Source organism: Acinetobacter bohemicus ANC 3994, assembly GCF_000367925.1.
Classification (GTDB): Bacteria; Pseudomonadota; Gammaproteobacteria; order Pseudomonadales; family Moraxellaceae; genus Acinetobacter; species Acinetobacter bohemicus.
Window position 1 is genome coordinate 628,026 of sequence record NZ_KB849176.1, and the last position, 25,072, is coordinate 653,097.

The following is a 25,072-nucleotide window of genomic DNA, read 5'->3' on the forward strand; positions in this document are numbered from 1 at the left end:
TAGCATGAATTGTAATGATTTAATATGATGATAGTGAACAAAATATGAGTTCGAAGATTGGCTGTTTTCTATTCTGGTTTATTGGGTGAGTATGGTGCTAAGGCTAAATAGTGAAAGTTGAATCAAAATGATGAATTTGATAAAAAATAAATATTTAAAATAAAAAAACCGCGTTAAAGAACGCGGTTTTTTAGAGCTGAAATTAACGCATTTTTGCTAAGAAGCGGCTTAAACGTGTCATCGCTTCACGCAATTCATTTTCAGCTGGTAAAAATACCACACGGAAATGATCAGGTGTAGGCCAGTTAAAACCAGTACCTTGTACCAGTAATACTTTTTCAGCACGCAAGAAATCGAGCATGAGTTTTTCATCATCTTGAATAGGATAAATTTCAGGGTCAAGACGAGGGAAGCAGTACATGGCACCTTCAGGTTTAACACAGCTTACCCCCGGAATGTCATTCAACATTTCCCAAGCAATATTACGCTGTTCATATAAACGGCCACCGGGACGAATCAAGTCATTAATCGATTGATAACCGCCCAAAGCTGTTTGAATGGCATATTGCGCTTGATGGTTGGCACATAAGCGCATGGAAGCGAGCATATCTAAGCCTTCAATGTAGTCCATTGCACGTGATTTATCACCTGTAATTGCCATCCAGCCTGAACGGAAACCCGCAATGCGATAGGCTTTAGATAAACCATTAAATGAAACACAAAGATGATCACCCGCAAGTGCAGCAACAGCAACATGTTCAATGCCGTCATAAACAACTTTGTCGTAAATCTCATCGGCAAACAAAATTAAGTCATATTTTTTTGCAAGTGCGACAATTTGTTCTAACACATGACGTGGATAAACCGAACCTGTCGGGTTGTTTGGATTGATAATCACAATACCGCGAGTATTCGGTGTGATTTTGCTTTCCATATCGGCAATGTCTGGATACCAATAGTTTTCTTCATCACATTTATAGTGAATTGCAGTACCGCCAGATAAGTTTACCGCAGCCGTCCATAAAGGATAGTCAGGCATAGGAACCAGCATTTCATCGCCATCATTCAATAAGCCTTGCATGGCCATCACAATCAGCTCAGACACACCATTGCCAATATATACATCGTTGACGTGCATATTTAAAATGCCTTTTTGCTGGTAATACTGACAAATGGCTTTACGCGCAGGGAAAATCCCTTTTGAGTCGGTATAACCAACGGCATTTGGTAGGTTTAAAGCAACATCATTAATAATTTCTTGCGGAGCTTCAAAGCCAAATGGAGCAGGGTTACCGATATTTAATTTAATAATTTTATGACCGGCTTCTTCCATTTCATTGGCCGCTCGTAACACAGGTCCACGAATGTCGTAGCATACATGCTCGAGCTTAGACGATTTTTTTATTTCGCGTGGGGTTTGGATAGTGTTCGGCATTTTGATGTTCTCGGAAAGAGTGGAGGTCACTTTTGCATAACGATATAAATAACTTTTAAATGTTTCAGTTGTTACCAGATCGAGATCATGTTCATCTCTGAGTAAAGCAACAATTTTTTCATGCGTAAACCCCACCTGTTGATATTGTTTAATCACAGGCAGTAGATGTTTAAAAATAACGCTCTTTTTTTGCGACATTTTTTAATCCTGAGCAAGAATGTTAATAAGACTAACATTAAATTTGCTCACAAAAAAGCATTTAAAAAATAAAATGCTCACCATATTTTGTATTTTTGCTTACTTTTTGCTTTTAAGTAAATTATAGGTCTTTTGTAAATTGTTAACTAAAGACTAGAAATTTTAAGATGAATCACGTAAATATAGGATTATCCTATTTTAAATAGCAAGATAGAAAGGGACGTAATCATGGGAAAACTCAATAAAACAGACCGAGAATGGCAAAGAGAGTTATCACCTGACGAATTTCGCATTACGCGACAAAAGGGGACTGAGCCAGCATTTACAGGGAAATACTGGAATACCAAGCAAACGGGGACTTATCTGTGCCGTTGTTGTGGGGCTGAATTGTTCTCTTCTAACACGAAATATGATAGTGGTAGCGGTTGGCCAAGCTTTTATAAACCGATTACCAGTGGCGCGGTTGATGAAAATCAAGATGCGACGCATGGTATGGTCAGAACCGAGATTGTTTGTCATCATTGCGATGCACATTTGGGGCATGTCTTTGAAGATGGTCCACAGCCGACTGGATTGCGCTATTGCGTAAATTCAGCTTCACTAGAATTAAAAACACAAGAAAAAAATGACGAGGAAACCTATCCATGACCAGCATTTATCAGTTTGAAGCTGAGTTGTTAGATGGAAAAAATAAATCATTTGCTGATTATGAAGGCAAAGTTTTATTAATTGTAAATACTGCAAGTAAATGTGGTTTTACACCGCAATTTTCCGGTCTTGAAAAGTTGTATGAAAAATACAAAGATCAAGGTTTTGAAGTTTTGGGATTCCCTTGTAATCAGTTTGGTGGACAGGATCCCGGATCGAATGAGCAAATCGGGGCATATTGCCAAAAAAATTATGGTGTGAACTTTCCGATGTTTGCCAAAGTGGATGTAAAGGGGCCAGAAGCACATATTTTATTTCGCTATTTAACCAATAACAGTAAAGGTATTTTAGGCAACGGGATTAAGTGGAATTTTACCAAGTTCCTGATTGGTAGAGATGGAAAAGTTTTAAACCGCTTTGCACCCACCACTAAGCCTGAAGATTTAGAAAGTGAAGTAGCAGCGGCATTATCGCAGTGATATTTCATCTTGGAAAATGAAAAAAATGTGATAAATCAGCCAGAACTGAATGTTCAGTTCTGGCGTGATTCGCGCATGCCTTATGTAGAAACACGTCAGGCATGCCAAAGTCGAATTTGTTATAAGGCTCATAGCCACGCGACTTTTTCCATTGGTGCAGTGGATACGGGGCTAAGTCGTTTTAGCAGTTATTTAAGTACTGTTGAAATGATTGAGTCTGGCACTTTAGTGGTTATTCCTGCTCAGGTCGAACACTCCTGTAATCCTATGCCTGATCAAGCATGGAGTTATCATATGATGCATTTAAATGCTGACTGGCTCGCGGCATTATTGTCAGAGACAGGAAGAGAGCAAATTCATGTATCAATTCCACAATTAAAACCCATCGTGATTAAAAAACCAGAACTGTATTGTACGTTCACCCAGCTAAATCGAGATTTATTTAATCCTAAAATTGATTTTAGGGAAAAAGAACAGCGTTTGATTGAGGTGCTTACTCAAATTATTTTGCCTTGTTTTGAATGGGAAAAAGCTAATATATCTCATTATTTTTATGATCATTTAAAGGACTTGATGGTCTATTTAAAAGATGTCGATACGATTGTTCCACTGGAAAAACTAGCAAGTATGCTGGGAATTAGTCGTTATGCGGTCATTCGTTTATTTAAGGCAAATTGGGGTTTGACACCACATGCTTTTCAGCTCAATTTAAAAGTGAATCAAGCTAGAGAATTGCTTAAACATGGAAAAAATATTGGTGATATTAGCTATGAATTAGGTTTTAGTGATCAAAGCCATTTTCATCGTGTATTTAAAATACATACGGGAGTTACGCCTAGGCAGTATCAACAAGGCTTTATATGAAGTACTAGGTTTTTATGATTGAATTTTTTCTGTTTAAAACTTAAATTAAATTTATTATCGCGCAATTTTATACAAGAGAGAATTGTGTCGGTTCTCTATGCTCATTCTAGCTATTTATTGGAATGATTTATGGAACTGTTTGTTATTATTGCATTCACGCACTTTATTGCTTTGCTTTCTCCCGGACCTGATTTTTTTCTTATTTTAACTACTCTATTACGTCATGGTCGATCTGCGGCTCGCTTTGTCTGTGTGGGAATTGCATTGGGGAATGCATGTATTTTAATGGTGATTTATGTCTGTTTATTTTTTCTTGGAAAAATTGATGAAAATATTTTGCTTTATGTTCGTTATATTGGTGCAGTGTATTTAATCTATTTGGCAGTACTGTGCTTTTATTATGCAAAAACTGAAGTGATTGCGACGCATGGAAAAACGGATGCTATACCGACTTTATCAAGTACGGTGAGTTATTTAAGTCAAGGTTTACGCTCAAGTGTACTGAATCCTAAAAATATTTTATTTTATAGCAGCTTAGTCTTATTGGTTTATGTGGGTTTTGGGGTTGTTCAGCATATTTTAATGGTGCTATGGATGGTTTCTGTAGTTTTGGTTTGGAATATTTTACTGGTTAAATTGTTAAGTTATAACATGTGGATGGACTGGCTTCGAGTGAAGTCTAGATGGTTATATTATATTTCAGGGAGCTGTTTTATCTTATTTTCCCTAATGTTATTTATGATGAATGAGTTCGACTAAATGATTTTCATTTTGAATTGGGATATAAAAATTTAGATTAAAGTGAAGCAAAAGCCACCTTCAGGTTAATGTCAGTCAGTTAAGAGTACTTTAATGATTACTTATTGATAAATCTCCCCTAACCCCTCCTTTGAAAAAGGATGAGAAACACTGTTTCGCAAGGGGAGGATTAAACAATACTTAACTGACTGGCATTCTTAGGTATTAAGATTTTAAAGTATCGCTTTTAAGCGTTTAACCACTTCTTCACACTGCGCAATGTCCGCGACCAAGGCTAAGCGAACATGGTTTTCACCCGGATTACCTTGTTCAGTATCACGAGATAAATAACGCCCAGGAAGTACTTTAATGTGTGCTTTTTCCATCAGTATTTTGGCAAAAGCTTCGTCATTGTCTACTTTAAGCCAATAATAGAAACCAGCATCAGGTTTTTTGAGCGGCAATAAATGACCCAGTTCTTTTTGGAAAAGTTCGAATTTTGCACGGTATTGCTTACGGTTTTCTTCAACGTGCGCTTCATCATCCCAAGCAGTAATTGATGCAAGTTGATGTTGAACGGGCATTGCTGCACCGTGGTACGTACGATATTGCAAATACGGCTTGAGTAATGCTGCATCACCCGCAACAAAACCTGAACGCATACCGGGTAAGTTTGAACGTTTAGACAGTGAATGGAACACGACACAATTTTTGTAGTCATCACGTCCAATTTCAGCACATACTTCAAGTAAGCCAACGGGTGCTTCATCAAACCAAAGTTCTGAATAACATTCATCCGATGCAATAACAAAATTATATTGGTCTGAAAGAGCAATTAACTTTTTAAACTGCTCTTTCGATAGGACAGCACCTGTTGGATTACCCGGAGTGCAAACAAACAATAATGCCGTTTTTTCCCAAACTTCAGCAGGAACCGCATCAAAGTCGCCTAGATAGTTATTTTCTTCTGTGCAATTGATGAAGTATGGTTTTGCACCAGAAAGCAAAGTCGCGCCTTCATAAATTTGATAGAACGGATTTGGCATGACCACATAAGGTGCATCTTCACGGTTCACTAAAGCTTGAACAAAAGAAAAAATCGCTTCACGTGTTCCCGATACAGGAAGAACATTACTTTCAGCACTAATGCTATTCAGCTTAAAACGTCGTGTTAGCCAATTCGCAATACTTTGGCGCAGTTCTGGTAAACCTTTACTGTTTGGGTAAGTCGATAAATGCTTAAAGTTGTCAATGATTGCTTGTTTTACAAACTCTGGTGCAGGATGTTTTGGTTCACCAATCGACAATGGAATGAGTGGTAAATCTGCAGGTTGAATATCCTGAAAAAGTTTATTTAATTTTTCAAAAGGATAGGGATGCAATAATGACAAACTTGAGTTCATAAAATCGATACCGCTTAATTTAAGTTAATGTTGGCCACAGACTTGATTCGAGACTTCATCGAGTGCTGATTTTAATTGTGCAGCAAACGTTTTGGCTTCTGAATCGGACATTGGAATGCCATCTTTTTTGGTGACAAAGAAAATATCTTCTGCGCGCTCACCCAGTGTTGCAATTCTAGCAGAGTGAATATCTAAACCTTGCATCATAAATAAACCGCCTACTTTGGCAAGTAAGCCGGGATGGTCAAGTGTTGAAATTTCAACCATATTTTGTTGTAGTGCAGCATTGAGGGTGATGTCGACAGTATTTTCAATATCGAAATGGCGTAATTGGCGTGGAATACGACGCTGCATTAAACCGGGATATTTATCCGATTGGCTTAGTGCTTTGACTAAGGCTTCAATTACAGTTTTTTCACGTTCAGGATCGGTCAGTAAAGTGCCAAAACGGTCTAGAACCACATAGGTATCTAAACTAAATGCAGTACTTGCGGTAATAATTCGGGCATCTTGAACGTCAAGATTCATACGGTCAAATACAGCCACGGTGGTGGCAAATAAATTGGGTTGATCTTGTGTATAAATAAAGATCTGTACGGCATCTTGCGCAGATTTACGATGCGCACGCATTAACACTAAAGGTTCAGAGTTGTTGCCATGCTGCAAGATTGCACGGGTATGCCATGCAATTTCATCTGCTGATTCCTTAATAAAGTATTCATCGCCCAGTTCCTGCCAAACGGTTTCTACATCGTAGAGGGAGAAATCATTGACCAATAGTTCACTGGCTGCAAATTTAGTATCTTCAATCAGCATTTGATAATCGACAGGGCGACCCAGACCCGTACGAATCACATCACGGGCATGGGTATAAAGTTGACGCATAAGCGATGCGCGCCATGTATTCCACAGTTTTGGGTTGGTGGCATTAATATCGGCAACAGTCAGCGTATATAAATAATCGAGATGCTCCATGTCACCGAGTTGTTCAGCAAAGTCTTGCACCACATCTGGATCGGAAATATCTTTTTTCTGTGCGGTCATCGACATGAGTAAATGATTTTGAATGAGCCATGCGACAAGGTTGCATTCACGTTCCGTAAAGCCGTGGGTACGACAGAAGTTAATTGCATCTTCTGCACCCAGTTCACTGTGGTCACCACCACGACCTTTGGCAATGTCGTGAAATAAAGCGGCTAAATAGACAATGTCACGACGTGCCAGACGTTGAAAGACCGAACTTACCACAGGGAAGTCTTTGGCAAATTCAGGTGCTTTAAAGCGGTTGAGGTTACGCAGCAATAACAGGGTGTGTGCATCTACGGTATAAATATGGAACAAGTCATATTGCATGAGTCCCATAATTTGCCCGAATGCAGGAATATAGTTACCTAAAACGCTATAGCGTTTCATCGCAACCAAAGTGTCATATAGACGATGTGGTGAACGAATAATCGCCATAAATAAGGCTTGATGCTCAGGATTGTCTCTATAGCTTTGATCAATCCGTTTTGCAGCAAGTATGAGCAGACGTAAAGTCCGTGCGCGAATGCCTTCAATCTCTGGGCGATTTGCTAAGATATAAAACAATTCTAAAATAGCGCTTGGGCGTTCTGAAAAGATTTTATGATGTTGTACGGCAAGTTTGCCATCCACCAGTTTGAAGTGTTCGTTAATGTCTTCAATTTTGCGTTCGTAGTTGGGTAAACGCGGGGTAATCACCGATTCATTAAAGTAAGCAAGTAGCATTTCATTGAGGGTTGAAACTTGCTGCGCACTACGATAATAGCGCTTCATAAATTGTTCGATTGGATAGTTGGGTGATTTGCCTTCTTCACGGGCATAGCCAAACAGACCCGCTATATCACGTTGATAATCGAATAATAAACGGTTTTCATCACGCTTGGTTAAACGGTGTAAATGATGACGAATTTCCCATAAAAAACTTTCAGCTTCTTCTAAAACACCCAGTTCAAACTCAGAAATAAACCCTAAATGTACCAGATCATAAATACGATTTACGCGAAAATGGCGCTTTGCAATCCAGCCAATTTGGTTGATGTCACGAATACCACCCGGTGCATTTTTAATATCGGGTTCTAAATTACTTTCGGTATTGTTGTGCTGCGCATAACGTCTGGCTTGCTCATCCATTTTGGCATCGAAAAAGGTTTTATCTGTCCATGTTTGTGACACGATGCGACGTGGCCATCTGGCTAAATGCTGATTCCCGATAATAAGGCGTGATTCAATCAGCGCTGTAGCGACAGTTAAATCATTGGTGGCTTGTTCTACACATTGTGAAATGGTGCGCACGCTAATACCGGGTTTGAAATTACCCACATCCCAAAGTGATGAGATAAAGGTTGAAATCAATTGTTCTTGATCTGGGCTGAGGTCATCTTCCGATAAAATCATGATGTCGACATCTGAATATGGCAACATTTCCTGACGACCATAGCCACCAACTGCAAATAAACCTAAATCAGTTTGATCGAGTTCTGCATGTTTCCAGAGGAACTGTAGTGCTTCATCAATTAAATTGGATCGGCTTAAAATGACTTCACGAATGGACTGTCCATTTTCAAAACCATCTTGCAGCTGCTTTTCAACATCTGTGCGCCATTGGTTAATTGCTTGAATGTCATGGTTACTTTTAACGTAATTCAATAGCGGAGAGGTATTGATCATGAACAGTGGTCCGTAAATAAGGTTGCAATTTTAGTTTTGGTGAACACTGACTTGAGTCGCGGTGTGTAGTGCGAGTTCACGTGCTTGATCCGTCGTTTCAGCACGTGCGGTTGCAACGCCCATGCGACGACGTTTAAAACCTTCGGGTTTACCAAACAGGCGTAAATCGGTGTTTGGATTAGATAAAGCAAGATTTAAGCCAGAAAATGAGAGATTGTGATCATCTACACCTGCGTAAATAACTGCACTTGCCGCCACACTATGGCGTGTTGTGTTCACTGGCAAGCCTAAAATGGCACGTGCATGCAGTTCAAATTCACTTTGAAATTGCGAAGCAAGGGTCACCAGTCCTGTGTCATGCGGGCGAGGTGATACTTCACTAAACCATACTTGATCGCCTTTGACAAACAGTTCAACCCCAAAAATACCGCAGCCGCCTAAGGCGATTGTGACTTTGTTAGCAATGCGTTTTGATTCTTCTAATGCCGCTTGCGTCATGGCTTGAGGTTGCCAACTTTCGACATAATCACCTGAGTCTTGACGGTGTCCGATTGGGTCGCAGTACTGGGTTTCAATTTCACCTGTTTCCGCATTTTTAGCACGAACCGTCAGTAGGGTGATTTCAAAATCAAAATCAATTTGTGCTTCGACAATTACGGTGCCTTGGTTGACACGACCGCCAGTTTGCGCATATTCCCAAGCGGCATCAACTTCGTCAAAACTTTTAACGCGTGATTGACCTTTACCTGAAGATGACATAACAGGTTTTACAAAGTTTGGATAGCCAATATCATCACAAGCTGCGCGGAAAGACTCCAGCGTGTCAGCGAAGCGATAAGCCGATGTCGGTAAACCTAATTCTTCCGCTGCAAGGCGGCGAATGCCTTCGCGGTTCATGGTCAAATTAACGGCTTTTGCAGAAGGAATAACGGTGGCAATATTTTCTTGTTCGATGTCGACTAAAACTTGTGTCGCAATGGCTTCAATTTCAGGAATAATTAAATGAGGTTTTACTTGTTGAATCAGTTGTTTGAGTTCTTCGGCATCGGCCATATTTAAAGTATAAGAATAATGCGCAACTTGCATGGCAGGAGCATGATCATAACGGTCAGCAGCATGAACTTCTACACCTAGACGTTGTAAAGAAATCACCACTTCTTTACCTAATTCTCCCGAACCTAACAATAAAACTTTAAAAGCAGAAGATTGAAGGGGAGTACCAATGGTCACGCTCATATAAATCGTCCTTGCTAAAGTGGTCTTTTAGCATAGCAGAACTGTTCTCGCTGTTAAGGCTTGATTCACATAAAATAATGATATTGTCTAACAATTTTATTTATAAAGTTGATTGAAATCTCCCTAAATCCCTCTTTATAAAAGAGGGACTTGTATAAAGGAGTTAAAATGAAACGGGCAGATAGGTATAAACTAAACCATAGACCACAGCCGCCGTGAGTGTTGCAGCGACAATTTGTTTAAATTTAAAATATAGTCCTGCTAAAGTGATAAAACCGACCAGCATGGCAGCGCTTTTATTGGGTGTTTCGATTAGAGGGGGGAGTGTTGCAACCACGAGCATTGAACTAATGGCAGCAATACCAATACTGCCTAATGCAATTTTAATCCAAACCGAACCGCGTTTTTGTGAGTTTTGTTGATGTTTTTGAATGACATAAAATGGGCCAAAACGAGAAATGAAATTCGCAATCCCGACAATAATGCCGACTAAAATGATTTCAAGATTCATGTGGTGCTCCAAACGCATCATCATGTTGTTTTAAAACATAGTGTTTAAATAAGCCGGCCAGAATTCCTGATAAAATCCCAATAAAAATGGCAGCAGATAAATTAATAAAATAACAGGTGATGGCCGAAACAATTAAACACACAGCAACAATAAAAGTATGTTTCTTTTCAAATGCGGCAAGCAGGAAGCTTAAGAACAGTGCAGGTAATAAGAAGTCTAGAGCCGCTTGTAAAAATTGTGGTAAAGAACTGACTTGGTCGGCAAATAAACCACCTAAAAAAGAGCCTAAAGCCCAAGACATCCAACTAAATAAACTTAAACCCAACATCCAAGATTCGGACCATTCTTGACGACGCTGCGATAGTTTAATCATGCCCGAGGCAAAAACTTCGTCAGTCAGTCCCCATGACCAAATGGCCGTTTTTTTTAAGTTTAATTTATCTTGAATTAAATTTTGTAAGGCAGGGCCATAAAGCACATGGCGAATATCTAAAGCAATGACTGTCAGTGCGGTCATCCAAATAGACGTACCGCTACCGAGTAAAGCCACCACTAAAAACTGGCTGGCTCCGGCATACATCGAACAGGATAAAAACAGCGCTTCCCAAGAACTAAAGCCGAATTGTGTCGCAGAGACACCGAAAGCAAAAGAAACGGGAAGATAAGTAAAAATAATGGCTTGACTGTCTTTAGCGCCTTGCCAAAAGCCAGCAGCTTGTACTGGAGGAATTTTGTGCTCAGACACGACACACCTAAAGAGTTAAACAATGGGGCAAATGATGATTGAGTATTCTATCCGAATTCACTAGCATAGTGCCGAAATGTTTGTATAGGCAGCTGATATGTTTGCGTTCAAATCACGTGCAATAGTGATGGTTTCTGTACTGTGCAGTACTTTTGCATTGCAAGCTTGTGGTCATTCTTCAGGACAACCTGAGCAGAAAGTTGAAATTAAGTCTGCACCTAAACTTACCAATGATGCGACCACTTATGCACAACACGCTTGGAACTTTATCAATCAAGTCGATGGTTTGGTTTATGCGCAAAAATTGGATCTGTTAGAAGATCAAGTCCGTAAACCTGCCCGTAAGTTGAGTACCGATTGGCGCATTAATGTCAAAATGACGGATTCTGTGACTGAAGGTAAATATGCGTTATGCCGTAAAGCATTAACCAGTTTAGAAATTTGGGCGCGTGAAAGTATTGATCAAACCAATTCGGTGGCGCAAAAACAAGCCGATTATGAGCGTGATAAAGCACAATGTAGAGGTGCAATCGAACACCCTGAACTTGGAAATACAGATCCTAAAAAGAAAGGGGTTTGATCAAGATAAAACGAGGCACTGGCCTCGTTTTTTTGATCTAAATTTTGAGGGAGATATTTATACTTATAGTTTTAAACAATCAGTAAGAGAATAAAGCGATCACTTAATAAATATATTGAATTATCATAAAGTGATAATTTATGTATAATAATAAATATTAAATCATTGTTTGGTTTTTTAATTATTAGGTAAATTGGGGTGATATGTTTAATAAAGTGTTTTTTTCAATAAGTCTGGTATTTTTTCTGAGTGCATGTAGTAGCGTTCAAACGGTGGTTACGACAGAAAAAGCACAGGTGATTCCTGCCGCATCTTTAAATGTTGAACGAGATATAGCACCTTGTCGTAATGGTTTTGATGAGGTGAATGTCTGCCAGTTATTATCTTAAAGTGGAAAAGGCCTAAATTTTTGTTCTACATTTAATGTAGTTTCAAAACATATGAAAAGCTGATTCATATTGGGCATAAGTATTTTCAGCAAAAAAGTTCAATCGTTGATTATTTCGCTTTAAGCAATAATGTTGACGAGAGGGCTTTTTTTTTGTCTATGCCAAAGACACAGCTTAAATAACAGTAAAGTTTAATTGGATGATGTACTGCTGAAAAAAACAACAAACAATTGGGGGTAATTTTAAATGAAATGAATAGCTTGGGTAAAAAATGGAGATTCTGTATATGATTAGTAATGAAAATAATTATCATTTATATTAGTATTCGGTAAATTTTTACCATGCCTCCCATTTATGCCGTCTTTTTTTGGTCATCCACATTTAGCTTTTAAACACACACATTCAGAGCGAATTCTAAAGTTGAGTCTACTTAGCTTAATGATAGCGTGTGCTCACTCCACTTTTGCCAATGAACATTTTGATTCGGCAGAAAGAAGCAGAACAACCTCAGTTCTTCCGACCATTGCTATTGAAGCCATGAGTGCGCAAGATCCTGTAAAAACCTATGTCGACTATAAACAAGCCAGTGTGACGCGTAATGGTTTGGATAAAAAAGATATTCCACAAACCATTGATACGATCGATGTACAAAAATATAAAATCTATGGATCGAATGATTTAAGCGTCATGCTTCAAGGCACGCCGGGTGTCGATACCGCCTATGATATGCGTGGCGATGGAATTAAGCTGCGTGGTTTTCAGGCAGACATGAGTGATATTTACCGTGATGGTGTGCGTGAAAGTGGGCAAGTACGACGCAGTACAGCCAATATTGAACGGATTGAAATATTAAAAGGTCCGGCTTCTGTGCTGTATGGGCGAAGTGCAGGTGGTGGCGTAATAAATATGGTGAGTAAATATGCCAATTTTGACTCGAAAAGCAGTGTTGGAATTTATAAGGGATCATTTAATCATCTTGGAACCACGTTAGATGTCAATCAGGTTATTTCTGATCAGTGGGCGGCGCGTTTAACGACCGATGTTTATAAAACGGATAGTTTCCGTCAAGGCATTAGCAGTGATGAGCTGATGTTGTCACCCAGTGTGACCTTTAATAATCAAAAGGGTTTGGTTTGGACAGGGCAATATACCTATGACCGTTTGCACCGTGTCCCAGATCGCGGACCCAATTTCTTTGAATTACCATCAGGAACGTCGCGTGACATGGGCTTTGCTCAGGACGGTGATTATGTCAATGATACTTCTCAGACCTTACGTTCCGATTTAAGTTATACCTTTGCGCCAGACTGGACGCTACATTGGGCTGCCAGCTATAGACAAGCCGATCAAGATTTTGACCATTTTTATGTAGGTAAAATGTGTACCGCAGATCAGCCAGCCACAGCAACAAATAAGGGCTGTTATAAAGGATATATTGATCAAAACTATTATTGGCAACAGACCAGTAATAAAACCACATCAACAACGTTTGACGTTAAAGGCAAATTTAATACTGGCGCATTTCAACATCAAGTGTTGCTGGGCATAGATGCATCTTATGAGCAACGTGAACCCAAACTGGCCAATAAAAATAGCGATGGCACTTTAGTTTATGGATTTGTTAATCCGCTAACGGGGGATCGTTTTAGTAATCGGGCGGACAATCCGCTCATTACGCAGCATAATTATAATCAAGGCACAAGTTATGGGGTGTTTGCACAGGATTTAATCACCATTGTTCCAGAAGTTAAATTGATGCTGGGATTGCGTTATGATTATTATAAAAACTCAACCAGCAATAAGTTGAAGTCTGAAACTGATCAGGATTACAAGCGTACCGTCAGTGATCAATCGGTCAGTCCAAATATTGGTGTTGTTTGGCAACCCGTTGAATCACAAAGTATCTACGCATCTTATAGTAAAAGTTTTGCACCCTTTGGTGGTCAAATGGGCATTAGCGTGATCAGCGCTTCACAGAATTTAAATACCTTCGACGCTGAACCGCAATACAGTGACCAATATGAAATTGGGCTTAAAAGTGATTGGATGGATGAGCGCTTAACCACGCAGTTTTCGGTCTATGATATTCGTAAACATAATATTCGTTATATTCCAAATAAGGATAAAGAGCCCGATGTCTGGGCTGTCGGTGGTGAGCATCAGTCACGTGGTGCAGAGTTTAGCTTTATTGGTCGCGTATTGGACAATGTCTATGTCCGTGGAGGTTATAGCTTCTTAGATGCAACGGTTAAACAAAATAAAGAAAAACCTGAGCTAGTGGGCAATCGTTTAAAAGAAACAGCCAAGCAAACAGGAAATCTTTTTGTGCGTTATTTGCCTACAGAGCAATGGTATGCCGAAATTGGCGTGACCAAGGTTGGCGATTCATGGAACGATGTGGAAAACACTCAAAAACTTAAAGGTTTTAATCGAGCAGATGCGGCCATTGGTTATAGTGCAAACCCTTGGAATGTTACTTTAGCCTTAACCAATTTAACTGATAAAGAGTACTGGCGTTCAAGTTCAATGCCGGGTACACCGCGAAGTGCTTTACTGCGTGTGAATTATGAGTTTTAAGCTGCAATGTTAAAGCATGTTTAACTAGCATCTGGCCATCTTAATAACTAAGGTGGCTTTTTTGTGTTTGCTTAAAAGGCACCTCTAATGTGTATTTTATTCAGCAACAACATGCGCAATACGATGTAATTCTGCAAGGTCTAAAATTTCAATTTTCCGAAAGGAGAGACGCAAAATATTTTGCTTTTCCAAAGCCTGCAATTCCTGATTTACAGTTTGTCTAGAGCACGTCAGCATCTGCGCCAATTGTTCCTGAGATAAATGAATGGTGTTTTTTTCAATCATCAGATGGTTGCCATAACCATTTAAAATAAACATCAGGCGTTGGGCTAAACGCTGCTTTAACGTTTGAGTTTGAATTGAAATTAGTTCTAAGAAAGCAAACCGCAATTTCTGACTGGTTAATTGCGCAATGTGATACCAGAAAATGGGCTGTTCTTGGAGTAGTTTTTGAATTGCGCCACTTGGAATATGCAAAATTAAACTTTTTTGAATGGCGATGGCATCGTGTGAGCGAGGTTGGGCATCGACCAAGGAAATTTCACCAAACCACATAATCGGCTCTACAATTGCAGCCACCGATTCTTTACCTTCAATATCAATATAGCCTAAGCGAACAGAACCCTTTAAAACGGCATAAAGACCATTAAAAGCATCACCCGAATGGAAAATGGCTTGTTCTTTATCAAAATTTTGTTGAACGGCATGGCTTAAGATAAATGCTTTGAATATAGGTGGTAGTTGAGAAAACCACGTATTATTTTCTAAATGATGGATATCCTTTGCTTCAAACACATCAATTCCTTTTTGCTGTGAGTTGTCATTTAGCCGACAACTTTGTCTTTCATATTTTTATATAGTGCAAGCATAGTGTAACAAGGAAGAATCACATGACCAAATTAGAACAGTTGCTGAGCCAATATGCGGCATATCACTTAGACCATAAAAATATTTTGACTCATTTTGTCGGTATTCCTTTGATTGTTTTTTCTATTCTTTGTTTAACCGCAAGGGCTGGGTTTATGCTGTCAGGTATGGAACTGACGCTGGCTTTGGGGCTTATTGTGGTGACGAGTCTTTATTATTTTAGTCTGGATCGTATTTTTGCATTCATCATGTTGGTTGTTTTGTTTGCTGCATATCCTTTGGCTTTAAAAATTGCTCATCTAGAATTTGCGGCTTGGTTAAGCTTAAGTATTGGTATTTTTGTCGTCGGATGGGTATTTCAGTTTATTGGTCATTTTTATGAAAAGAAAAAACCAGCCTTTATGGATGATCTTGTGGGACTTGCTGTTGGCCCATTATTTGTCTTGGCGGAAATGGTTTTTATGCTCGGTTTTCGTAAGGAGCTAGAGCAACGGATGTTGGATCATGCCCATGTATTACGTGCTGAAATGGATGCGAAGTCTATACATATCAGTTAGGTGATTGCTTCAAAATATAAAAAAGCCAGTGTAATGCACTGGCTTTTTGTATATCTGATTATTTACTGGGTCTTCACTGCTTTGTGGGTCTCAGTTTTAGCTTTGTGTGCATCTGCGACTGGAGCTGCTTTATGAGATTTATCAGCCATATTATTGGTTTTCATTGAATCTTGTTTCATCATTTGATCATGTTTCATCATCTGGTCTTGTTTCCCCATCTGATCATGTTTCCCCATTTGATCTTTTTTCATCATCTGGTCTTGTTTCCCCATTTGATCGTGTTTCATCATTTTGTCTTGTTTTGCCATCTTATCGTGTTTAGTCGTTGCAGTGGCCGGAACACATTTACCACCTTTATGATTTGGGCCTGAACCACCTGCTAATGTTGTCCCTTGTGGACATGCAAATGCAGTTGCGCTAAGCATGGTGAACAAGCCTGCTGCAATAAATGTGCTGATCTTTTTCATTTTCGATTATTCTATACAGGCATTAGTGCCTGTGATTAAGTTACCGATAATACAGAACAATAAAAGTAATAATATTGTGTGAGATTCAAGTGGTTAGCGTATTCATTTGTCATTTAATGCTATTTTTAAGCTTGGTTTAAGCTAATAAAAAAGCCCCGATTAAAATCAGGGCTTTTCTAGATTAGAGACTACTTATACGTTAAAACGGAAGTGTAAAACGTCGCCGTCTTGCACCACGTAAGTTTTACCTTCTAAACGCCATTTGCCTGCTTCTTTCGCGCCAGCTTCGCCGTTGTATTGGATGAAATCATCATAGGCTACACATTCAGCACGAATAAAGCCTTTTTCAAAGTCAGTGTGAATGACACCTGCCGCTTGAGGTGCAGTTGCACCGACTTTAACTGTCCAAGCACGAACTTCTTGTACGCCCGCAGTGAAATAAGTTTGTAAGCCAAGCAGTGAGTAGCCTGCACGAATCACCACGTTTAAACCCGGTTCTTCCATGCCCATCGCCTCTAAAAATTCAGCACGGTCTTCATCTTCAAGCAAAGAAATTTCAGCTTCAATCTGGTTGCACAGTGGAACCACAATGGCATTTTCTTCAGCCGCTAATTTCTTAACTGCATCTAAGTGTGGGTTGTTTTCAAAACCATCTTCAGCCACGTTCGCAATGTACATGGTTGGTTTTAAAGTCATTAAACCAAAACCACGAACCAATTTACGTTCGTCATCATCAAGGTCAGCTGCACGTGCTGGTTTACCTTCGTCAAGTAAAGGCTGGATTTTTTCCAAGATTGCTTTGACCGCAATGGCTTCTTTGTCGCCACTTTTTGCAGATTTAGATAAACGTGTAATCGCTTTGGCAACGGCTTCAAGGTCAGCAAGTGCAAGTTCAGTATTGATGGTCGCAATGTCATCGAGTGGGTCAATTTTACCATTGACGTGAATTACGTTTTCATCTTCAAAACAACGAACAACGTGAGCAATCGCATCTGTTTCACGAATATTGGCAAGGAATTGGTTACCCAAGCCTTCACCTTTAGACGCGCCCGCAACTAAACCTGCAATATCAACAAATTCCATAGATGTTGGAATAACACGTTGTGGTTTTACAATCGCAGTCAATTTGTCTAAACGTGGATCTGGTACAGGTACAATTCCTGTATTCGGTTCGATGGTACAGAACGGGAAGTTTTCTGCAGCAATGGCAGCTTTAGTCAATGCATTGAAAAGTGTAGATTTACCCACGTTCGGCAAGCCGACAATACCGCAATTAAAACCCATGAAATGACTCACAACGTATAATTTAAAAATTGTGGCTGATTTTACATGAAAGCCATGACAAAGTCAGGTCATGGCTTTCATGTTTATTGAAAACAACTGAAATGCAAGTGGGCTTAAATTTTGCGTTTGTCCAGTTGGTTGGCAAGCGTGTCTCCAGCCATTTGTACCAACATCACCAAAATAATAAGCACCACAATCACGGCAAGCATGATTTGCATATCAAAACGCTGATAGCCATAACGGTAGGCGATATCACCCAAACCACCTGCACCAATGGCACCTGCAATGGCTGAGGAGTTAATCATGGTGACTAAGGTCACGGTAAAGCCGGCCACAATTCCGGGTAGTGCTTCGGGAAGAAGGACATGCCACACAATTTGCTTACGGTTACAGCCCATGGCTTGAGCGGCTTCAATCAAGCCTTGGTCGACTTCACGCAAACTGACTTCGGCAATACGGGCAAAGAAAGGGGTTGCTGCAATGGTGAGTGGAACAACCGCTGCCCAGACCCCATAACTGGTGCCGACAATTAGACGGGTAAGTGGAATCAGTGCCACCATTAAAATTAGGAATGGCACAGAGCGAGTCATGTTGACCATCCAACCTAAAGATTGGTTAATACTTTTTGATGGATAAATACCGTGTTCCGAGGTGTTGACCAAAATGACTGCCATGGGTAGACCAATCAGCAAGGCAAAAAATGCGGAAACGCCGACCATTAATAAGGTATCGATGGTGCCGGTGATCAAAAGATCAATAAGTTGGTCGTGCATAGCCCAATACCTCTACATGTGCAATTTGATTTTTGAATTGTTGTTGTAGGTGTTGCAGATCAATATTTAAATCAGCCACGCCGACAATTAAAGTGCCAACCAAATGATTTTGAATGCTATCGATATGGCTTTGATACAAATGCACTGCATGCCCAAATTGATTTAAAAGATGGGCAAGGTCAGGAGAATGTTTGGCTTCACTGGCATATTTGAGTTTTAAAATACTTTGTGTGACCAAGCCATCTAATGCTGGGTAAAGCGTAAAGGGTAGATCCAATTGTTCAAGATTGAGTAACTCTTGGGTAATGGCTTGTTGAGGATTGGAAAATACTGACCAAACTTGCCCTGATTCCACAATTTCGCCCTGATCAATCACCACCACTTGATCACAAATTTCACGAATCACTTGCATTTCATGGGTAATCAGCACAATGGTGATTCCCAGTTTTTGATTAATTTCCTTGAGCAGGGAAAGTACCACCGAGGTACTTTCAGGATCGAGTGCCGAAGTGGCTTCATCGCAGAGTAAAATTTCAGGATGGCTGACCAACGCACGGGCAATACCGACCCGTTGCTTTTGTCCACCTGAAAGCTGTGAAGGGTAATGCTCGGCTTTATCACTGAGTCCAACCAATTCAAGCACTTCATTAACCCGTTGTTCAATGTCCGCCTTGTTAAAGTTTGAAATTTTTAACGGTAGCGCGACATTTTCCCAAACGGTTTTAGCTGACATTAAATTAAAATGCTGAAAAATCATGCCAATTTTCTGGCGCAACTGAATCAAGTCATGATGGTTTAATGCGGAAATTTCTTGTTGATGAATATGGATACTGCCTTCATTGGCCTGTTCCAATCCATTTAAGGTGCGCAGCAAGGATGATTTACCTGCACCACTTTTACCAATAATGCCCAGTATTTTGCCTTGAGGAATATCCAGATGGATATTTTTTAAGGCATGCACTTGCGTATTTTGCACATGGTAAAACTTATTCAACTGTCGAATTTTAATATGTGGTACTGAAAAGTCGATTTGTGAACCAAAACTCACCATTGTTATTCTCCTTATTTCCAGCCTTCAAACCACATGCTTTGTCCAAAATCTTTATTCAAAATTTCACGAACTTTGGCCGAGTTTTGGAAAGCTTTTACAAATAGGGCCAGCTTTTGGTTTTCATCTTGGTAGTCTTTACGCGTCACAAATAAAATGGCGTATTTTTTATCCACTGGGTCAATAAAGAGGGCTGAATTTGGGTCAGCGACTTTTGCCATTTTTAAATAATGTGGAAAGCCCATAATCAGGTCTGCTTCGTTGTAAGCATGTGCTGTTTGTGGACCTTCAACTTCAATTAACTTGAGTTGTTTCGGATTGCTGGTGATGTCTTGCAGTGTGGTTAATTCATTGTTGACATCTTTTACCGAGAGCAAACCTGCACGCGCCAATAGCGTTAAGCCACGCGATAAGTTCACAGGATCATTCGGCACGACCACTTTGGCTTGATTTGGGATTTGATCAAGCGACTGATATTTTTTCGAATATAAGCCAACATGACTGCCTGAACCTTTGGCAAAGGCATGCAAGTCATAACCTGTTTCACGCACGGCATTGGCTAAGAACACACTTTGCTGGAAAAAGTTGGCATCAATATCGCCATTTTGAACTGCAACATTGGGTGCTTGCCAGTCTGAAAATTCAATCAGTTCGACATGAATGCCTTGTGCTTTGACTTCGTCAGCGACACTTCTTAACAGTTCGGCATAGGGTGGGCTAATGCCAATCTTTAGAACGTCTTGCTGGCTTTGGCTGTTGCTATAGCGATAAATTGAAAGACCTGCAATCACAACAATGACACTGAGTGCAATCAGCCAAATTTTAAGATTTTTGGATGTAGAAATAGACATAATCATTCCTTATTTCCAGCCCGGAAACCAAAGTTTTGCACCAAAATCTTCATTCAAAGCTTGTTGCACTTGAGCTGAGTTTTGATAAATGCTGACGAATTTTTTCAATTTGTCATCTTTGTCCTGATAATCTTCACGCACCACAAACAGAATGGCGTAGCGTTTATTGGTGTTTTCATCGAACAATAATGCACTTTCAGGATCGGCAGTTTTAGCCAAACGTAAGTAATGTGGATAGCCAAAAGCCAGATCGACATCGTCAATCGCACGAGCTGTTTGAGGACCTTCTACTTCAACAAATTGTAGATTTTTAGGGTTGCTGGCAATGTCAGATAAATTCGATAAATAATTTTCAGGATTTTTTAAAGTGATGAGCTTGGCTTGTTGCAAAAGTAATAATGCTCGACCTTGATTTACAGGATCGTTAGGAATGGCAACTGTGGCACTTTGTGGCAGCTGATCAAAGCTTTTATATTTTTTAGAATATAAGCCAACATGCGTGGCAGCACCGGCAGCAAAGCTTTTGAGTTTAAAGCCCGTTTCTTTTAAAGCATTGCTTAAAAAGGGTTGATGCTGAAAAAAATTGGCATCAATATCACCATGATTTAAGGTGATGTTGGGCGTGTTCCAGTCAGAGAATTCGACCAGTTTGACATTCAAACCTTGTTGTTTGGCTTCATTTACTGCGACTTGTAACGGTTTGGCAAACGATGGACTAATGCCAATCACAAGTTCATCTGAACCCGATTTTTTTTGTTGATTCCACACCACCAGTCCAATAATGACTGCGGCAATAATCACCCCAATAAGGGCGAATTTGGTTTTTGCTGTTTGTGCCATGCTGCACCTCAAAATTTATGCGGTTTGTTTTTGGTTTAAGTTGGAGTTCGAAGTTGAGGCAGTGCTTTGACATCGAAATTGTTGAACAGGATGTGAGGCAGACAGTCGGTCACCTTGCTGAAAAAGTTTGTGCCTTAAACTGCCATTTTCATATTCAGTTTTATATCGTCCACGTTGTTGCAGCTCTGGAATGACCCATTGGATAAAATCATGATGTGACTCAGGGGCGACGGTACGGGTCAAATTAAAACCATCAATCCCTGTGTCATCAATCAACTGAATCAGTTTTTCAGCCACAGTCGCGCCACTACCGACGATGAGCGGATAGCGTCCACCTAATACATGCTGTGCTTTTAAATCATTTTTACTGATACTTTGTTCTTTAAACTTGTTATTGACTGAAGCGATACTGTTGGTCTGCTGATAAGGAATCGTTTCATCATCTGCAAATTGAGACAGATCCATACCCACGGAGCTAGAAAAGTGCGCTAGACCCGCTTCAGGGCTGGCATAGCGAATATATTCAGCAAGTTTTTGTTGTGCCAATTCATCCGTTTCGGCAGTTACTACAGTAATGCCAACAAAAATTTTAATTGCTTCAGGGTTACGACCTTGTGCAGTGGCTTTATTGCGAATTTGATCGACCTGTTGTTTAATTTTCTCTGGTCGATCACCGCCAATAAATAGACCTTCTGCATGTTGTGTGGCAAAGGTTAAACCACGTGGCGATGCACCCGCCTGAAATAACACCGGTGTACGCTGAACGGAAGGGGAAACTTGAAACACCCCTTGGCTTTGATAAAACGGCCCTTGATGCTGTACCTGATGTACTTTGGATGGATCGGTAAAGATACGCTGTTTTTTGTCTTTTAAAACGGCATCATTTTCCCAAGAGCCTTCCCAAAACTTATAGCACAGCTGTAAAAATTCTTCGGCTTGTTCATAACGTAGGTCATGGTCTTTTAAACCTTTTTGTCCAATCAGTCGTTCTGCACTGTCCAAATAACCAGTGACAATATTCCAGCCAATTCGCCCTTGAGTTAAATGATCAAGACTGGCGAAGCGGCGGGCAAACTGATAAGGCGATTCATAACTTAAGTTAACGGTTATACCAAAACCTAAGTTTTGCGTTACTGCTGCCATCGCTGAAACCAATGTGCTTGGATCATGACTAGGCAGTTGAATGGATTCTTTTAAAGTGAGTTCAATGCCATTTTGATAGACATCATAAACACCGGTAATATCGGCAATGAATAAGCCATCAAATAAACCTTTTTCTAAGGTTTGTGCTAAATCAGTCCAATAACTCAGTTCATTAAAACGATGAGATTCATCACGTGGATGGGTCCATAAACCATGATTAATATGACCGACGCTGTTCATATCAAACGCATTGAGCAAGATTTTTTTTGGCGTATTTGGCGTTGAGGAATTTGTCATTACAAGGTTCCTCGACGTGGTGGCAGTACGCCGTTTAATAGATGATTTGCAATGAAATAGTATTTCCAGCGAGAGGCATCATGCAAAGTATGTACACGCGCATTGCGCCAGAAACGATCTAGTCCATCTTCGCGCTGGCTGCCACGACTGCCTGCCAGTTCAATTAACTTAGATGATGCTTTTAATGCTGTTTCGGTACTGTGTGCACGTACCTTTGCTACATCCAGCGAGGCTTTGGCAATATTTGCAGCAGTGGGCTGCGGTTTTGCCGCATCGATAGAACGAGCCGCTTGTTTTAGCAATACTTCACTGGCCCGAACATCGGCAACAATGCGACCCAGTTCAAATAGAATAAGTGGATCAGCCGTGGCTTGATCAACTCCCGAGTCAATCCACGGGCGTGCTTGACGGACACGATGCAGGGTTTCTTCAAAAGCCGCACGAGCAATACCCGTTTCAATGGCTGCATGCATGATTTGAGCAAATGGACCGACCAAAGTTGCTTGGCTAAATGCGCTATCAAAGGGAATAATATCTTCTGCTGCAACCTGAACATTGTTGAATTTGACCGTGCCACTGCCTGTGGTACGTTGTCCGAAACCAGACCAGTCATCGATTAATTCTAGCCCTTCACTTTCACGTGTAATAAAGGCTAAAAATTCACGATTTTCATGATCTTTGACTAAGGTTGGAATGCGATGTGCAAATAAACTGCCTGTGCAATAAAACTTTTCCCCATTGACCACAAAGCCATGTTCGGTTGGCGTGATTGCGGTTTGCTTTTGCGTTGCATTTTTGGTTTTAAATTCCGCTAAGGCATTACCAAAACGAGCCCCTTTTAAAACCTCGGTATAGAGTTTCTGCTTCTGTTGTTCTGTGCCCGTATTTCTGAGCACTTCCAAAGCATAAAAATGATTTTGTGGAATTTGACCAATTGAACCATCGACACCACTCATTAAGGCAATAATTTTTGCAACGGTAAGGCTAGACACTTCTGCACCGCCATATTGCTTTGGCACAGTAATCGCCCATAAGCCAGACTGGCTGTATGCTTCAATTTCTTGAAAAGGTAAAATGCGCTGTGCATCGCGTTGTATAGCATTGCTTTTAAACTGTTCTGCTAAAGCGTGTGCAATGTCCAAAGCTTCAGCATCGGATTGAATAATATGCGCCTGAGCCAATGATTGATCTTTTGATAGGGAGAGTTTTTGATATGAAGTCATATTTTTATCCTTAAATCCAAGCGTGACGTGCAGGGAAGGTGTGATTCAGGTAATAGTCACCTAAGGCATGTAATTTCCAGCGCACAGGGTCGTGCAAGGTATGTACACGGGCATTGCGCCAATGCTGATCTAAATTATGCTGACTTAAACTTGAACGGCTGCCACCGAGTTCTAACAGTTTTTCTGAAATATGAAGGGCGGCATCATTGGCATAAATTTTTGCTTCTGCAACTAAAATAGAGGCTTTTGCTGCTTGTTCATCCGTGACTTGATCGAGTAAATCCAGTTCATCTAAATATTCAGCGGCTTCATCGAGTAATAAAATGGCAGCATCGAGTAACACATTGGACTTGCCCACTTCTTGCAGGGTGTAATGCTCAAAACTGGCTTTTTCGACATGGGCATCCACAATCGGACGTGCTTTTTGTACAGCCGTTAAGGTGTCGGCAAAAGCCGCTTCCGCAATGCCGACATCAATGGCAACTTGCAATAGTTGCGAATAGGCACCACGATAATTTGCTGTGTTGCTCAGTAAGCGTTCATCAAAAATTAAAAATGGATCAATTTCAACCTGATTGAGTTTGACTGTACCGCTCGATGTTGTACGTTGACCAAAACCATTCCAGTTATCAATGATTTCAACGCCTGTTGCTTCACGATTAATAATGGTCAGCACTACATGACCTTCGGGATGAATGGCTTTAATCGCCAACCAATGAGCAAAACTACTGCCTGTAGAGTAGAACTTTTCACCATCAACAAAGTAACGATTATTTTCGATCGTTAGAGTTGTATTGAGGGTTTTGGTATCTTTGGTATGACGTTCTGGGCCACCATTGGCTAAACGCTTGCCTTGTAAAATTTCATTAAAAATAAATGTCTTTTGTTGTTCTGTCCCCATGATATTGATCATATTCAGCAGAGCAATTTGATTTTGTGGAATTTGCCCAACACTTGAATCGGCTTTATTCAAAATACGAAAAACATGTGCCAAGGTTTTATTGGAGACAAAAGCACCGCCAAATTTTTGCGGGATACGAATTCCACCTAAACCTTTTGCACTGAATAAATCCATTTCAGCAAAAGGCAATAGACGTTTTTGATCACGTTCATTACGACCTTCTAGAGCAAAATCTGCAACTTGATACGCTGCATTAATCGCCCCTTGGTCATTTTCAACCACATGAACATTGTCAGAAATTAAATGAGACATAATGACACCTTAAAT

24 protein-coding genes are annotated in these 25,072 nt (G+C 40.2%); 8 read left to right on the forward strand and 16 right to left on the reverse strand.

Features of this window, described 5'->3' with window-relative positions:
* Positions 1-202: 202 nt before the first annotated feature.
* Complete coding sequence (locus F994_RS15710; protein ID WP_004651590.1) at positions 203-1,633, reverse strand: pyridoxal phosphate-dependent aminotransferase; 1,431 nt, start codon at positions 1,631-1,633, stop codon at positions 203-205.
* 228 nt (positions 1,634-1,861) lie between these two features.
* Between F994_RS15710 and msrB the strand changes: the two genes are divergently transcribed.
* The 4 genes from msrB (at position 1,862) to F994_RS15730 (ending at position 4,383) form a co-directional block, all read left to right on the forward strand.
* Positions 1,862-2,281 (forward strand): peptide-methionine (R)-S-oxide reductase MsrB, encoded by a 420-nt coding sequence (gene msrB, locus F994_RS15715; RefSeq protein WP_004651592.1) that lies wholly within the window; start codon positions 1,862-1,864, stop codon positions 2,279-2,281.
* On the forward strand, positions 2,278-2,760 hold the full coding sequence (locus F994_RS15720; RefSeq protein ID WP_004651593.1) for a glutathione peroxidase: 483 nt from the start codon (positions 2,278-2,280) through the stop codon (positions 2,758-2,760). Before msrB ends, F994_RS15720 begins: the two co-directional genes overlap by 4 nt.
* Before the next feature lie 75 nt (positions 2,761-2,835).
* Entirely contained in the window at positions 2,836-3,624 is a 789-nt protein-coding gene (locus F994_RS15725) for an AraC family transcriptional regulator (protein ID WP_004651594.1), read from the forward strand.
* 129 nt (positions 3,625-3,753) lie between these two features.
* The gene (locus F994_RS15730) at positions 3,754-4,383 is read left to right on the forward strand and encodes a LysE family translocator (protein ID WP_004651595.1); all 630 of its coding nucleotides are present in this window, start codon (positions 3,754-3,756) and stop codon (positions 4,381-4,383) included.
* A gap of 212 nt (positions 4,384-4,595) precedes the next feature.
* Here the strand turns inward: F994_RS15730 and dapC are convergent, their stop codons facing one another.
* From dapC to F994_RS15755, 5 genes are all read right to left on the reverse strand, one after another.
* A complete protein-coding gene (gene dapC / locus F994_RS15735) occupies positions 4,596-5,765 on the reverse strand; it encodes a succinyldiaminopimelate transaminase (RefSeq protein ID WP_004651596.1) in 1,170 nt (389 codons plus the stop codon).
* 24 nt (positions 5,766-5,789) lie between these two features.
* Entirely contained in the window at positions 5,790-8,456 is a 2,667-nt protein-coding gene (gene glnD, locus F994_RS15740; RefSeq protein WP_004651598.1) for a [protein-PII] uridylyltransferase, read from the reverse strand.
* A 30-nt stretch (positions 8,457-8,486) separates the two neighbouring features.
* Positions 8,487-9,692: a formate-dependent phosphoribosylglycinamide formyltransferase gene (gene purT / locus F994_RS15745; protein ID WP_004651599.1), complete on the reverse strand. Its 1,206-nt coding sequence runs from the start codon at positions 9,690-9,692 to the stop codon at positions 8,487-8,489.
* A 163-nt stretch (positions 9,693-9,855) separates the two neighbouring features.
* On the reverse strand, positions 9,856-10,203 hold the full coding sequence (gene ygaH, locus F994_RS15750; protein ID WP_004651600.1) for an L-valine transporter subunit YgaH: 348 nt from the start codon (positions 10,201-10,203) through the stop codon (positions 9,856-9,858).
* Entirely contained in the window at positions 10,193-10,948 is a 756-nt protein-coding gene (locus F994_RS15755) for an AzlC family ABC transporter permease (RefSeq protein ID WP_004651602.1), read from the reverse strand. The genes ygaH and F994_RS15755 overlap by 11 nt, the downstream gene beginning before the upstream one ends.
* Before the next feature lie 97 nt (positions 10,949-11,045).
* On the opposite strand from F994_RS15755, the gene F994_RS15760 reads away from it, so the two are divergent.
* The 3 genes from F994_RS15760 to F994_RS15770 all read left to right on the forward strand — a co-directional run bounded on the left by F994_RS15760 (position 11,046) and on the right by F994_RS15770 (position 14,494).
* On the forward strand, positions 11,046-11,528 hold the full coding sequence (locus tag F994_RS15760) for a hypothetical protein (RefSeq protein WP_004651603.1): 483 nt from the start codon (positions 11,046-11,048) through the stop codon (positions 11,526-11,528).
* A gap of 203 nt (positions 11,529-11,731) precedes the next feature.
* A complete protein-coding gene (locus F994_RS15765) occupies positions 11,732-11,917 on the forward strand; it encodes a hypothetical protein (RefSeq protein ID WP_004651604.1) in 186 nt (61 codons plus the stop codon).
* Positions 11,918-12,355: 438 nt separating this feature from the next.
* A complete protein-coding gene (locus F994_RS15770) occupies positions 12,356-14,494 on the forward strand; it encodes a TonB-dependent receptor (RefSeq protein ID WP_034697299.1) in 2,139 nt (712 codons plus the stop codon).
* 96 nt (positions 14,495-14,590) lie between these two features.
* Here the strand turns inward: F994_RS15770 and F994_RS15775 are convergent, their stop codons facing one another.
* The gene (locus F994_RS15775) at positions 14,591-15,289 is read right to left on the reverse strand and encodes a Crp/Fnr family transcriptional regulator (RefSeq protein WP_004651607.1); all 699 of its coding nucleotides are present in this window, start codon (positions 15,287-15,289) and stop codon (positions 14,591-14,593) included.
* Between the two features lie 95 nt (positions 15,290-15,384).
* Here F994_RS15775 and F994_RS15780 point away from each other — a divergent pair, with 95 nt between their 5' ends.
* Positions 15,385-15,918 (forward strand): Mpo1 family 2-hydroxy fatty acid dioxygenase, encoded by a 534-nt coding sequence (locus tag F994_RS15780; protein WP_004651608.1) that lies wholly within the window; start codon positions 15,385-15,387, stop codon positions 15,916-15,918.
* Positions 15,919-15,980: 62 nt separating this feature from the next.
* On the opposite strand, the gene F994_RS15785 is transcribed toward F994_RS15780, so the two are convergent.
* The 9 genes from F994_RS15785 to F994_RS15825 form a co-directional block, all read right to left on the reverse strand.
* The gene (locus F994_RS15785) at positions 15,981-16,385 is read right to left on the reverse strand and encodes a hypothetical protein (RefSeq protein WP_034697302.1); all 405 of its coding nucleotides are present in this window, start codon (positions 16,383-16,385) and stop codon (positions 15,981-15,983) included.
* Positions 16,386-16,577: 192 nt separating this feature from the next.
* Positions 16,578-17,669 carry a redox-regulated ATPase YchF gene (gene ychF / locus F994_RS15790; RefSeq protein ID WP_004651610.1) on the reverse strand — a complete coding sequence of 364 codons (1,092 nt, stop codon included), beginning with the start codon at positions 17,667-17,669 and terminating at the stop codon, positions 16,578-16,580.
* Between the two features lie 113 nt (positions 17,670-17,782).
* Positions 17,783-18,442, reverse strand: coding sequence for a methionine ABC transporter permease (locus tag F994_RS15795; RefSeq protein WP_004651611.1), 660 nt, complete (start codon positions 18,440-18,442; stop codon positions 17,783-17,785).
* Positions 18,423-19,493, reverse strand: coding sequence for a methionine ABC transporter ATP-binding protein (locus F994_RS15800; protein ID WP_004651612.1), 1,071 nt, complete (start codon positions 19,491-19,493; stop codon positions 18,423-18,425). The genes F994_RS15795 and F994_RS15800 overlap by 20 nt, the downstream gene beginning before the upstream one ends.
* 11 nt (positions 19,494-19,504) lie before the next feature.
* On the reverse strand, positions 19,505-20,341 hold the full coding sequence (locus F994_RS15805) for a MetQ/NlpA family ABC transporter substrate-binding protein (RefSeq protein WP_004651613.1): 837 nt from the start codon (positions 20,339-20,341) through the stop codon (positions 19,505-19,507).
* 9 nt (positions 20,342-20,350) lie between these two features.
* Positions 20,351-21,181, reverse strand: a complete 831-nt coding sequence (locus tag F994_RS15810) for a MetQ/NlpA family ABC transporter substrate-binding protein (RefSeq protein ID WP_004651614.1) — start codon at positions 21,179-21,181, stop codon at positions 20,351-20,353.
* Positions 21,182-21,196: 15 nt separating this feature from the next.
* Entirely contained in the window at positions 21,197-22,621 is a 1,425-nt protein-coding gene (locus F994_RS15815; protein WP_004651615.1) for an LLM class flavin-dependent oxidoreductase, read from the reverse strand.
* On the reverse strand, positions 22,621-23,844 hold the full coding sequence (locus F994_RS15820) for an SfnB family sulfur acquisition oxidoreductase (RefSeq protein ID WP_004651616.1): 1,224 nt from the start codon (positions 23,842-23,844) through the stop codon (positions 22,621-22,623). The genes F994_RS15815 and F994_RS15820 overlap by 1 nt, the downstream gene beginning before the upstream one ends.
* 10 nt (positions 23,845-23,854) lie before the next feature.
* Positions 23,855-25,057: an SfnB family sulfur acquisition oxidoreductase gene (locus F994_RS15825; RefSeq protein WP_004651617.1), complete on the reverse strand. Its 1,203-nt coding sequence runs from the start codon at positions 25,055-25,057 to the stop codon at positions 23,855-23,857.
* Positions 25,058-25,072 lie beyond the last annotated feature (15 nt).